This window comes from Pelagibius sp. (assembly GCF_965249265.1).
Classification (GTDB): Bacteria; Pseudomonadota; Alphaproteobacteria; order Kiloniellales; family Kiloniellaceae; genus Pelagibius.
The window spans coordinates 590,783-603,132 of the sequence record NZ_OZ252224.1 but is presented as its reverse complement, the minus strand read 5'-3'; the positions used below and the strand labels follow the sequence as shown (position 1 = coordinate 603,132).

The 12,350-nt window shown below is 64.0% G+C and carries 10 protein-coding genes; 3 read left to right on the top strand and 7 right to left on the bottom strand.

The features are described from left to right. Positions 1–45: 45 nt before the first annotated feature. The 5 genes from ACP146_RS03015 to ACP146_RS02995 form a co-directional block, all read right to left on the bottom strand. A complete protein-coding gene (locus ACP146_RS03015; protein ID WP_422365288.1) occupies positions 46–621 on the bottom strand; it encodes a GNAT family N-acetyltransferase in 576 nt (191 codons plus the stop codon). A gap of 149 nt (positions 622–770) precedes the next feature. Further along, the gene (rpoD, locus tag ACP146_RS03010; RefSeq protein ID WP_422365287.1) at positions 771–2,852 is read right to left on the bottom strand and encodes an RNA polymerase sigma factor RpoD; all 2,082 of its coding nucleotides are present in this window, start codon (positions 2,850–2,852) and stop codon (positions 771–773) included. Between the two features lie 84 nt (positions 2,853–2,936). Continuing rightward, entirely contained in the window at positions 2,937–4,895 is a 1,959-nt protein-coding gene (gene dnaG / locus ACP146_RS03005; protein ID WP_422365286.1) for a DNA primase, read from the bottom strand. A gap of 222 nt (positions 4,896–5,117) precedes the next feature. Continuing rightward, positions 5,118–5,558 (bottom strand): GNAT family N-acetyltransferase, encoded by a 441-nt coding sequence (locus ACP146_RS03000; protein WP_422365285.1) that lies wholly within the window; start codon positions 5,556–5,558, stop codon positions 5,118–5,120. 2 nt (positions 5,559–5,560) lie between these two features. Continuing rightward, the gene (locus tag ACP146_RS02995; protein WP_422365284.1) at positions 5,561–6,016 is read right to left on the bottom strand and encodes a GatB/YqeY domain-containing protein; all 456 of its coding nucleotides are present in this window, start codon (positions 6,014–6,016) and stop codon (positions 5,561–5,563) included. Between the two features lie 178 nt (positions 6,017–6,194). On the opposite strand from ACP146_RS02995, the gene carA reads away from it, so the two are divergent. The 3 genes from carA to greA all read left to right on the top strand — a co-directional run bounded on the left by carA (position 6,195) and on the right by greA (position 11,247). Then, a complete protein-coding gene (gene carA / locus ACP146_RS02990) occupies positions 6,195–7,436 on the top strand; it encodes a glutamine-hydrolyzing carbamoyl-phosphate synthase small subunit (RefSeq protein ID WP_422365283.1) in 1,242 nt (413 codons plus the stop codon). Then, positions 7,420–10,695 (top strand): carbamoyl-phosphate synthase large subunit, encoded by a 3,276-nt coding sequence (gene carB, locus ACP146_RS02985; RefSeq protein ID WP_422365282.1) that lies wholly within the window; start codon positions 7,420–7,422, stop codon positions 10,693–10,695. The genes carA and carB overlap by 17 nt, the downstream gene beginning before the upstream one ends. Before the next feature lie 75 nt (positions 10,696–10,770). Further along, a complete protein-coding gene (gene greA / locus ACP146_RS02980) occupies positions 10,771–11,247 on the top strand; it encodes a transcription elongation factor GreA (RefSeq protein WP_422365281.1) in 477 nt (158 codons plus the stop codon). Positions 11,248–11,256: 9 nt separating this feature from the next. Here the strand turns inward: greA and ACP146_RS02975 are convergent, their stop codons facing one another. Together ACP146_RS02975 and ACP146_RS02970 are read right to left on the bottom strand one after the other, a co-directional pair. Beyond that, positions 11,257–11,778, bottom strand: a complete 522-nt coding sequence (locus ACP146_RS02975; protein ID WP_422365280.1) for a GNAT family N-acetyltransferase — start codon at positions 11,776–11,778, stop codon at positions 11,257–11,259. 14 nt (positions 11,779–11,792) lie between these two features. After that, positions 11,793–12,290: an Lrp/AsnC family transcriptional regulator gene (locus ACP146_RS02970; RefSeq protein WP_422365279.1), complete on the bottom strand. Its 498-nt coding sequence runs from the start codon at positions 12,288–12,290 to the stop codon at positions 11,793–11,795. Positions 12,291–12,350 lie beyond the last annotated feature (60 nt).

The following is a 12,350-nucleotide window of genomic DNA, read 5'->3' as shown; positions in this document are numbered from 1 at the left end:
CAACGAAAAAGGCTACGCGGATGTGCTTCATCGGTAGCCCGGTTGTCAGGCGGTCTGATCAACCCGCGCCGCCCATTCGCTCGCCAGGACGGCGTAGATGTATTCATCTCCCCAGACGCCATCAAAGCGGTCGTTTTGGATGAGGTGCGCTTCGCGGCGCAGGCCCAGGCGCTCGACGACGCCGACTGAACCCTTGTTCGCCGCATCGAGCCGCGCAAAGATTCGGTGGAAGGCGAAAATGGAAAAGCCGATATCGATCATCGCGGAGACCGCCTCGGTCGCATAACCCTTGCCGGCAAAATCCGGATTGAAGATGTACCCGACTTCTCCCTGCAGCGCGGCCTTGCTCGCAAGCTTCAGAAGAACCTCGCCGACAAGCAAGTCATCGTCTTTGCGCACAACTGCCAAGCGGAAGATGTCGCCGTCATCTTCGAAGGCCGCGCTTAGAACCTTCGAGAACTTCTCTTCCATTGCGCGGCCCTCCGGCGGTGCTTCGTAGAGATAACGGTAGACCGCCGGAAGAGAGTGGTAGGCGCTGTAGTCTGAGAAGTCGCTGGGAACGAAGTGTCGAAGTTTAAGGCGCTCGGTCAGGATCGGAAGGTTCAGGTTTTCTGGGTTCATGCTCTCTCTCGCAGGACTTCGAAGGGTCGTCCATGCATGCGCTCAGGCTAAGGCGGCATACCCGGAAGCGGTAGACAAACCGCCGCGGTGGCGCAACGAAAAAGGGCCGCCCCAAGGACGGCCCATTTTCACATTGGCTGTGCTGGAATCTAAGTGTCCAGGAAGGAGCGCAGCTTGCGGCTGCGGCTGGGGTGCTTCAGCTTCCTCAGCGCCTTGGCTTCGATCTGGCGGATACGTTCGCGGGTGACCGAGAACTGCTGGCCCACCTCTTCAAGAGTGTGGTCGGTGTTCATGCCGATGCCGAAGCGCATGCGCAGCACCCGCTCCTCGCGCGGTGTCAGGCTGGCCAACACCCGGGTCGTGGTCTCCCGCAGGTTGGACTGGATCGCCGCATCCAGGGGGATGACCGCGTTCTTGTCTTCGATGAAGTCACCCAGATGGCTGTCTTCCTCGTCGCCGATGGGCGTTTCCAGAGAGATCGGCTCCTTGGCGATTTTCAGAACCTTGCGGACCTTCTCCAGCGGCATGACCAGCCGCTCGGCCAGCTCTTCCGGGGTCGGCTCGCGGCCGATCTCGTGCAGCATCTGGCGGCTGGTGCGGACCAGCTTGTTGATGGTCTCGATCATGTGCACCGGGATACGGATGGTGCGCGCCTGGTCGGCGATCGAACGGGTGATCGCCTGGCGGATCCACCAGGTGGCGTAGGTCGAGAACTTGTAGCCGCGGCGGTATTCGAACTTGTCGACCGCCTTCATCAGGCCGATGTTGCCTTCCTGAATGAGGTCGAGGAACTGCAGGCCGCGGTTGGTGTATTTCTTGGCGATGGAGATCACCAGACGCAGGTTGGCCTCGACCATCTCGGTCTTGGCCTTGCTGGCCTCCTTCTCACCGGTCTGCACGGTCTTCACGATGCGGCGGAACTCGGCGATCGGCAGTTCGCTGTCGTCGGCGATGGCCGCGACCTCTTTGCGGATCGACTTCACCTCGTCGCCATATCGCTCGGCGAACTTGGACCAGCCCTTGCCGGTCAGGCGCTTCACGCGGCTGACCCAGCGCGGGTCGAGCTCACGGCCGAAGTAGTGGTCGAGGAAATCCTGGCGCTTCACGCCGCAACGCTCGGCCATGCGCAGCATTTTGCCCTCGAAACCGAGCAGGCGGCGGTTCAGGCCGTAGAGCTGATCGACGAGCTGTTCCAGGCGCGCGTTGTTGAAGTGCACGCCCTCCATCAGCTCGACCAATTCGTGGGTCAGCTTCTCGTAGCGCTTTTCGGTCTGCGGCGTCGTCTTCTCGCCCTTCTGGAAGGCGGTCAGACGGCGTTCCTGAACCTTGGCGATCTTCTTCCAGGTCTTGGAGATGTCGTCGAAGACGTCGAGCACCTGGGGCAGCAGCACCGCCTCCATGGCCGCCAGGGAGATCGAGTTGTCTTCCTCGTCGTCGTCGTCGTCTTCGCCTTCGGTCTTGGCTTCGCCGTTGGCCTCACCGCTCGTCTCGCCATCAGCCTCTTTCGCCGGTGCGGCGCCGTTGGTGCCGGCCTTTGCCGCACCCTCGCCCTTCTCGGCTTCGGCCTCTTTCTTTTCTTTTTCGGCCTTGTTCTTGGCCTCGTCTTCTTCTTCCTCGGTCATCTCGGCGACCTCGGCCACCGCCTGGTTCATGGCATCCTCGGTCGGGCCGCCGCCATAGGTGGCGTCCAGATCGATAATGTCGCGCAGCAGAATGCGGCCCTCAATCAGGGCCTCACGCCAGACCAGCAGGGCGCGGATGGTCAGCGGGCTCTCGCAGATGCCGCCGATCATCTTCTCACGGCCGGCCTCGATGCGCTTGGCGATAGCGATTTCGCCCTCGCGCGACAGCAGCTCGACCGAGCCCATTTCGCGCAGGTACATGCGCACCGGGTCGTCGGTGCGGCCGATATCGTCGTCGTTCAGATTGCCCGAGGCGGAGGCGCTGCCTTCCTTGGCATCGGCTTCCGGCGCCGCTTCTTCCTGCTCTTCGCTCTCGATGACGGTGATGCCCATCTCGGAAAGCAGGGACATGGTGTCTTCGATCTGCTCGGAAGACATCTGGTCCGGCGGCAGTACGGCATTCAGTTCGTCATAAGTGACGTAGCCGCGTTCCTTTGCCTTTGCGATCATCTTCTTGACCGCTGCGGACATCGAGTCCATCAGCGGGCCGTCGGAAGATTCCTCGCGCGATTCCGCCGTTTCAGCGTTCTCGTTCGCCTTAGTCGCCATTCAGCCCATTACCTCAAAACTTTTTGCACAAGGCGCTTCGGCAGGGTCGGCTTCTTTCAAGCCCGTCCCACCGCGCCGTCGTTTTTAACTGTCCGTTTTGTCCGCCGCCCTTTGAAGCATGGTCTCGAAGTGGTCCAAGTCCACTTTTCGACCCTCTTCCTGGGACCGCAGCTTCTGCCGAGCCTGGACCCGTTTCAACTGATCCGCCGTCATGTCCGTCGCCAGCGCCAGGGTTTCCTCCGCAAGCTGGGGAGCCGCCTGACGCTCACGCAGCACCCCCAAAATGTGCAACACAGATTGCCGCGCCACCTCCGTAGAAGCGTCGGGACGGGCAAACCTGCCGTGAACGTATACCTCCGGGGCCAGCAAAGAAGCCAAAATCCCGGAATACCCCTGACTGGAGAGGTGGCATTTCACACCTTCGCTGTCAAGCTCCGGATCACCGGCAAAGCAGTCTATGAGCGCCTGTCGTAAGGCGTTCAGCCCATCGCTGAGAAAGTCGATCCCAACCAGATCCTCAACGAACTCGGTTAATAATTTGTTGTGATTGATCAGCGTGGCAAGGAGCAGTTGCTCGGTGCGCTGCGGTTTCAGCAGATCCGCCGGTCCCCGCTGCTTGGCCGGGGCGATCGGGGGGCCCCAATTTCCCCCACCCCAATTCCCCGGGCGCCAGCCGCCTGTCTGGCCTCTGCCCGGCCCGTTCCGCCCGGAACGCCAGCCGCCGCGGGCAGCATATCCGCCGCCACCGCGCTGCTGGCCGCTGAAACCGTAAGCCTCGGCAAAGCGCCGGTCCATCTCCTGGCGGTAGTCATCCCGCAACTCTGGGTCTTTTATGGCGCTCACCTGCTCGCGCACGGCGCTACGGATCGCCGCCCGGCGCTCCGGGGTATCCGCCGCGTTGCCTTCTGCCGCCTTGCGCCAGACCATATCGGCCAGGGGGCGGGCCGATTCCAGAACCGCACGGACGGCGGCGGCGCCGCTGCTGCGCAGCAGGCTGTCCGGGTCTTCACCGGCCGGCAGCATCGCAAAGCGCAGGCTCTTGCCGGGTTTCAGCAGGGGCATGGCCCGCTCGGCGGCGCGAAAGGCCGCCCGCTGCCCCGCCGCATCGCCGTCGAAACAGAGCGTCGGCTCCGGCACCAGGCGCCAGAGCGCGGCGATCTGGTCCTCGGTAACCGCGGTGCCCAGCGGCGCCACCGCCGCCGGAAAGCCGCCCTCGGCCAGGGCAATCACATCCATGTAACCCTCGGTGACCAGCAGTTCGCCGCTGTCGTGGGCCGCCTTGCGGGCACGATCGAGGTTGTAAAGCTCCCGTCCCTTGTGAAACAGCGCGGTTTCCGGGGAATTCAGGTACTTGGCCTTGGAATCCCCCAGCGCCCGCCCGCCGAAGGCGATGACCCGGCCGCGCCGGTCGGTGATCGGGAAGATCACCCGGTGAAAGAAGTAATCGCGCAGTTGATCGTCGCCGCCGGGCGCTTCGCCCTCGATCCGTTTGACCAGCCCGGCTTCCAGAAGCTGATCCACGGTGATCCCCCGGGCCCGCAGGGCCTTGGCGAGGGCGCCGCGTTCGCGCGGGGCAAAACCCAGGCGGAAAGCCGCCACGGTCTGGGGCGCCAGACCGCGCCGTTCCAGGTAGTCGCGCGCCTCCCGCCCCGCCTGGCTGGCCAGTTGCTCCTCAAACCAGGCGGTCGCGGCCTCCAGCACGTCGATCAGGCTCGCGCGTTTTTCCGCCCGGGCCCGATCCTGCGGGCTGTCCTGGGGCACGGTCATCCCGGCCTGCCCGGCGAGGCGTTCCACCGCCTCGGGAAAGCTCAAACCCTCTGAATTTATGAGGAAATCAAAGGCGCTGCCGTGGGCGCCGCAGCCAAAGCAGTGATAGAAGCCCTTTTCGTCGCTGACGGTGAAGGAGGGTGTCTTCTCGTTGTGAAAGGGGCAGAGGCCGCTGTGCTCGCGCCCGCGCTTCACCAGCTTCACCTTGCGGCCCACCACCTCCGAAAGGGTCACGCGGTTGCGCAGTTCGTCGAGAAATTCGGGCGGGAAAGCCATGGGTGCCGCTAATCAGTTCAAAAAGCCGTCCGGAGTCCCGCTTTGGCCGCCAGGACCCCATCGGCCGAGTCCGCAAGACTATCAGAGATCGGGCCGCGGCTCACAAAGGAGAAAACAGCCGCTCTTTCAAAGAATTGGGACTGAATGGGTGCAAAGCCTGTGGAAAGCCTGTGGACCTTTCCCCTTGGTGTCAGCTTTGCCCCCAAATCAAGGACGCGCGCGTCATTCCAGGCGCATTCTGAACCAGGGCACCGGCAGGCTCTGGCTCTCCTCGACCACCGCAAAGCCGAAGCCCTCGTAGAGGCGCCTGGCAACGCGGTTGGGCACATCGGTCTTCAATTCCACCGGGCGGCCGATCTCGGCCAGCACATGGACCAGAAGCGCCCGGCCGATGCCCTGTTTCTGGGATTCGGTCGCGACGAAGAGGTTGTGCAGAAACCAGTAGTCCGGCGCCCGCCAGACCGAAGCGAAGGCAAGGATCTCGCCGTTTGCGCCTTCGGCGACCCACAGCGTCTCGCCATAGGTCGAGCCGGCGAACTCTTCCAGATCGTAACGGCGGGTTTCCCAGTGAAAGGCGGCCTGCCGGGCGTCGCGGTAGATCTCGGCGCAGGCGGCGCGGTCTTCTTCGCGGGCCGGGCGCAGTTGCAAACCGGAAGGCGGCAAACTCAGACCAGCGCTTCCTTCACGATGCCGCTGGCCTTGCCGAAGTCCATGCGGCCGGGGAAGCGTTCCTTCAGGGTGCCCATGACCCGGCCCATGTCCTTCACGCTGCCGGCCTCAAGCTCGGTGATCACGCCCTCGATGGCGGCGCGCATGTCCATTTCATCCATCTGCTTGGGCAGGAAGCGCTCGATGACCTCGATTTCCTCGGCCTCGCGCTTGGCCAGTTCCTCGCGGCCGCCCTTGGTGTACATCTCAATGGAATCATGGCGCTGGCGCACCATCTTCTGAAGCATTTCCAGGATCGCTTCGTCACCGACCCCGTCGCCGTTGCCCTTGCTGCGCTCGGCGATGTCGCGGTCTTTCAGCGCCGCCAGAATGAGGCGCAGGGTGGAGGTTGCACACTCCTCCTTGGCCTTCATCGAGTCTTTCAGGGCGTCACTCAAACGGGTGCGCAACATGGATGGTCTTCCCTCTACCTCGCAAGGCGCGGGAGGTTAGCTCAATTGATCGAATTTGGCAAAACCGGAGTTGAGCCATAACTCATTGAAAAATATGAATTTTGGACTTTTGCTAAGGCTTGACCAAGCCGCGGCGATCCCTTAAACATCAGGCCGCCTGCGTTCGAGGATCCGCTTCATGAAGGCTGTTCAATCCAGTTCCAACCCGTCCGAACAGGACGGGCCGCCCTTTGCTGCGCCCCAACCCGCTTTCGGCGAAGCCGCGCTGGTTTTGGCGGACGGCACGCGTTTCCACGGCAAGGGGCTCGGCGCGACCGGCCGTTCGGTGGGCGAGGTCTGCTTCAACACCTCGATGACCGGCTATCAGGAGATCGCCACCGATCCCTCCTACGCCGGGCAGATCATCACCTTCACCTTTCCCCACATCGGCAACGTCGGCGCCAATGCCGAGGACATTGAGACCACCACCCCGGCGGTGCGCGGTCTGGTGCTGCGCGCCGCGGTGACCGAACCCTCGAACTGGCGCGCCGCCCAGCATCTGGATGCCTGGCTGAAGTCCCATAACCTGATCGGCCTCAGCGGCGTCGACACCCGCGCCATCACCCGGCGCATCCGCGATCTGGGCGCGCCCAAGGGCTGCATCGTCCATGCCGCGCCGGGCGAGACCCTCGCCGATGTTGCAGCCGTGCAGGCCGAGGCCGCCGGCTGGCCGGGCCTGGAGGGCATGGACCTCGCCGCCGAAGTCTCCTGCCGCCAGACCTATCGCTGGTCGGAGACGACCTGGGCCCTGGGTCAGGGTTACGGCACCCTGGAGCAGCCCCGGCACCGGGTGGTCGCCATCGACTACGGCGCCAAGCGCAACATCCTGCGCTGTCTCGCGACCCTGGGCTGCGACGTCACCGTGGTACCGGCCTCGGCCAGCTTCGAAGAAATCATGGGCCATAATCCCGACGGCATCTTCCTGTCCAACGGCCCGGGCGATCCGGCGGCGACTGGCGTCTATGCCGTGCCGACGGTTCAGGCGCTGATGGGAACCGGCCTGCCGATCTTCGGCATCTGCCTCGGCCACCAGATCCTCTCCCTGGCGCTGGGCGCCAGGACCGAGAAGATGCATCTGGGCCACCGCGGCGCCAACCATCCGGTGAAGGACCTGGAGACCGGCCGGGTCGAGATCACCAGCCAGAACCACGGATTCCGGGTGCTGGCCGACAGCCTGCCGGCGGGCGTCGAGGAGAGTCATGTCTCGCTCTTCGACCGCTCCAACGAGGGACTGCGCGTTGTCGGCCGCCCGATCTTCTCCGTGCAGTATCATCCCGAGGCCTCGCCCGGCCCGAAAGACAGCCACTACCTCTTCCAGCGTTTCGTCGACCTGATCGACGCAGAGAAAGCCGCCAAGCTGCAGAATGCCCAAGCGCACTGATATCAAATCGATCCTCATCATCGGGGCCGGGCCGATCGTTATCGGCCAGGCCTGCGAGTTCGACTATTCCGGGGCCCAGGCCTGCAAGGCGCTGAAGGAGGAGGGCTACCGGGTGATCCTGGTGAACTCCAACCCGGCGACCATCATGACCGACCCGGACCTGGCCGACGCCACCTATGTGGAGCCGATCAACCCGGCGATGGTCGCCAAGGTGATCGAACGCGAGCGCCCCGATGCCCTGCTGCCGACCATGGGCGGGCAGACTGCACTCAACACCGGCCTGGCGCTGGAGCGTGACGGCACCCTGGAGAAGTTCGGCGTCGAGATGATCGGCGCCAAGGGCGACGTTATCGACAAGGCCGAAGACCGCCTGCGCTTCCGCGAGGCGATGGACAAGATCGGCCTGCAGTCGCCGCGCTCGAAACTCGCCACTACCTTCGAAGAAGCGCTGGAGGCGCTGGAACAGGTCGGCCTGCCGGCGATCATCCGCCCCTCCTTCACCCTGGGCGGCACCGGCGGCGGCATCGCCTATAACCCCGACGAGTTCGAGGAGATCGTGCGCGGCGGCCTGCGCGCCTCGCCCACCGACGAAGTGCTGATCGAACAGTCGGTGCTGGGCTGGAAGGAATACGAGATGGAGGTTGTCCGCGACTGCGTCGACAACTGCATCATCATCTGTTCCATTGAGAACGTCGACCCCATGGGCATCCACACCGGCGATTCGGTGACCGTCGCCCCGGCCCTGACACTGACCGACAAGGAATACCAGATCCTGCGCGACGCCTCGATCGCGGTGCTGCGGGAAATCGGCGTCGATACCGGCGGCTCCAACGTGCAGTTTGCCGTCAACCCGGAAGACGGCGCGCTGGTCATCATCGAGATGAACCCCCGGGTCTCGCGCTCTTCAGCTTTGGCGTCCAAGGCGACCGGCTTTCCCATCGCCAAGATCGCCGCCAAACTGGCGGTCGGCTACACGCTGGACGAACTGGACAACGACATCACCAAGGTGACCCCGGCCTCCTTCGAGCCGACCATCGACTATGTCGTCACCAAGATGCCGCGCTTCACCTTCGAGAAGTTTCCCGGCGCCGAACCGCATCTCACCACCTCCATGAAGTCGGTGGGCGAGGCCATGGCCATCGGCCGCAACTTTGCCGAATCACTGCAAAAGGCGCTGCGCTCCATGGAAACCGGTTTGACCGGTCTCAACGAGGTGGAGATCGCGGGCGCGCAGGACAGCCAGGGCCGGGTCGACCGCGATGCCATCCGCACGGCGCTCGCGGCGCCGCGTCCGGACCGGCTGCTGACCATCGCCCAGGCCTTCCGCCACGGTCTGACCCTGGTGGAGATCCTGGAGACCACCCACTACGACCCCTGGTTCCTGCGCCAGGTGAAGGAGATCGTCGAGGCCGAGGACGCTCTGCGCCGGGACGGCCTGCCGCAGGACCGCGCCGGCTGGCTGGCTTTGAAGAAGCTCGGTTTTGCCGATGCGCGTCTCGCCGAGTTGACCGGCATGGCCGAGACCGCCGTCGCCGATCAGCGCCGCGGCCTGTCGCTGGATGCCGTCTACAAGCGCATCGACACCTGCGCCGGCGAGTTTCCTTCCATCACGCCTTACATGTACGCCTCCTACGAGGAGGGCCACGAGGGGCCGGAGGGCTACCGCCCGCCCGATTGCGAAGCCGAGCCCAGCGAGCGCGACAAGGTGATGATCCTGGGCGGCGGGCCGAACCGCATCGGCCAGGGGATCGAGTTCGACTACTGCTGCGTTCATGCCGCCTATGCGCTCAGCGAGGCCGGCTATGAAACCATCATGGTGAACTGCAATCCCGAAACCGTCTCTACCGACTACGACACCTCGGACCGCCTCTACTTCGAACCGCTGACCGGTGAGGATGTGATCGGCATCGCCCGCAAGGAGCAGTCGCGCGGCAATCTGAAAGGCGTCATCGTGCAACTCGGCGGGCAGACGCCGTTGAAGCTGTCGCATGCCTTGGAGGCCGCCGGCATTCCGATCCTCGGCACCTCGCCCGATGCCATCGATCTGGCCGAGGACCGCAAGCGCTTCCAGAAGCTGCTTCAGGATCTGGGGCTGCGCCAGCCGCCCAACGGCACTGCGACATCCCGCGAGGAGGCCCTCGCCGTGGCCGAGCGCATCGGCTATCCGGTGCTGATCCGGCCGTCCTATGTGCTGGGCGGGCGCGCCATGGAGATCGTTCACGAGGAAGCGCAACTGGAGCGCTACATCGCCACCGCGGTGAAGGTCTCCGGCAGCAACCCGGTGCTGATCGACAGCTATCTGCGCGACGCCATCGAGGTCGATGTCGATGCGGTGGCCGACGGCGAGACGGTCTTCATCGCCGGAGTGATGGAGCACATCGAAGAGGCCGGCATCCACTCCGGCGATTCCGCCTGCTCGCTGCCGCCGCACACCCTGGCCCCGGCGCTGGTGGAAGAGATCGGCCGCCAGGCCGAACAACTGGCCCGCGCCTTGGGGGTGGTCGGCCTGATGAACGTGCAGTTCGCGGTGCAGGACGAGGATATTTTCATCCTGGAGGTGAATCCCCGCGCCAGCCGCACCGTGCCCTTCGTCGCCAAGGCCACCGGCCTGCCGGTCGCCAAGATCGCTGCGCGGGTGATGGCCGGCGAGAAGCTGGCGGATTTCGATCTCAAAAAAGGCAAAAACGATCATGTCGCGGTCAAGGAAGCGGTCTTCCCCTTCGCCCGCTTCCCCGGCGTGGATGTCATGCTGGGCCCGGAGATGCGCTCGACCGGCGAGGTGATGGGTCTGGACAGCGACTTCGCCCGCGCCTTCCTGAAGGCACAGCTCGGCGCCGGGGTCACCCTGCCGCCCGGCGGCTCCGTTTTCATCTCGGTGAAAGACGACGACAAGCCGGTCTTCGCGCCGGTCGCCCGCGCCATCGCCGATCTGGGTTTCCGCATCATCGCCACCGGCGGCACGGCAAAATACCTTGCTGATCAGGGTCTTACCGTCGAGACGGTAAAGAAGGTGCGGGAGGGGCGTCCGCACATCGTCGATGCCATGAAGTCCGGCGACGTTCAGCTTGTCTTCAACACCACCGAGGATGCCAAGGCCATCGCCGACTCTTTCGAACTGCGGCGCACGGCGTTAACCAATTCGATCCCCTACAGCACCACCTCCGCCGGTGCCAGGGCCGCCGTTCGGGCCATCGAAGCAATGCGTTCCGGCGACCTTGCAGTCGCCCCGCTGCAATCTTATTTTAAGTCTTCATCCTAGTGTTGTAGGGTTTACAGCCCCGCCAAATCAGGCACACTTGTTCTCACTGTTATTAAGAAACATCAGGCTTGCTCCATGAGCGACAAAGTACCCATGACTGCCAAGGGCTATTCGGACCTTGAAGAAGAACTGCGTTACTTGAAGACCACGGCGCGGCCGGAGGTGATTCGTGCGATCGCCGAGGCGCGCGAGCATGGGGACTTGTCGGAGAACGCCGAATACCATGCGGCGCGCGAACGCCAGAGCTTCATCGAAGGCCGGGTCGGCGAACTGGAAGACAAGATCGCCCGGGCCGAGGTCATCGACGTCAGCACCCTGGACGGCGACACCGTGAAGTTCGGCGCCACGGTCACCCTGGTGGACGAAGATACCGAGGCGGAGACCGCCTATCAGCTCGTCGGCGAAACCGAAGCGGATGTGAAAGCCGGTCGTCTCGCCATCACCGCGCCGCTGGCCCGTGCCCTGATCGGCAAGGAGGTCGGCGACTCCATCGAAGTGATGACCCCCGCCGGCTCCAAGGCCTACGAAATCCTGAAAGTTCAGTACGTCTGATCCCGCATCTCATGCGAGTTCCAGTACGGCCTCGACTTCGCCGTCGATGACGCGGCCGGTCCGCGCGAAACCGCACTGCAGATAAAATGGTTCGGGTCCGCCTTCGGCGTCGACGAAGGTAAGGTAGAGGCGCTCGAAACCGTTCGTCCTGGCCAGCGCTATCACTTTTTCCATCAAACGGCGTCCGAGACCCTGGCCCTGATGCTCGCGGCCGATCATCAAGCGCCAGATGACAAGGCCGTCCTCCCAGCCGGTCTCGCCCGGATCATCGCCAACGGGGTCGACACCCCGGGGATCGAACAGCATGACGAAACCGATGGCTTCGCCGTTCAGATAGGCGGCGCGGAACCAAGCGCCCGGGTGATAGTGCCCCTGAACGATCGAAACCGCATTATTGGCAACAAAGCTCTCTTGGCTTTCCGCGACCTTCAGCTTCACGACAGCGGCATAGTTGCCGACATCGATCGCGACCAATTGCAGATCGTCATCCGGCGACGGGCTGTAGAGGATTTGCGCTTCTGGAACCGCCACAGACTGATTGCCGTTCAGTCCGCCGCCGGCTCCAGGCCCTGATCGACATCGATGGGCACGCCGGGGGTCGACTTGGCGGTGCGGATAACCTGGATGGTCTTCACCGTCACCACATGGGGGGCGGAGGTGAGACGCTGGGTCAGCTCGTTCTCATGGGCAGTGTTGCGGGCCACCAGGCGCAGGACAAAATCATCGGGGCCGCGGGCCATGTGGCACTCGCGCACCTCCGGCCAGCCGCCGACCAGGCTCTCGAAGGCGTTCAGGACCGCTTCGGACTGGCTGTCGAGGCCGATCAGCGCGAAGAAGGTGACTTCGAAGCCCAGAACCTCGGCCTGCAGATCGGCATGATAGCCGCGGATGAAGCCGGCCTCTTCCAGGGCGCGGACCCGGCGCAGGCAGGGCGGCGCGGAGATGCCGGCCCGCCGGGCCAGTTCCACATTCGTGATGCGTCCGTCTTCTTGCAGGTCCTGCAGAATTTGCAGATCGATTCGGTCCAACTTGACCCGACGCATAAACACCTCACCCAAGCATAGCGGCCCCAACCCTGGAGGCAGTCTTCCCCGTTAAAAGAT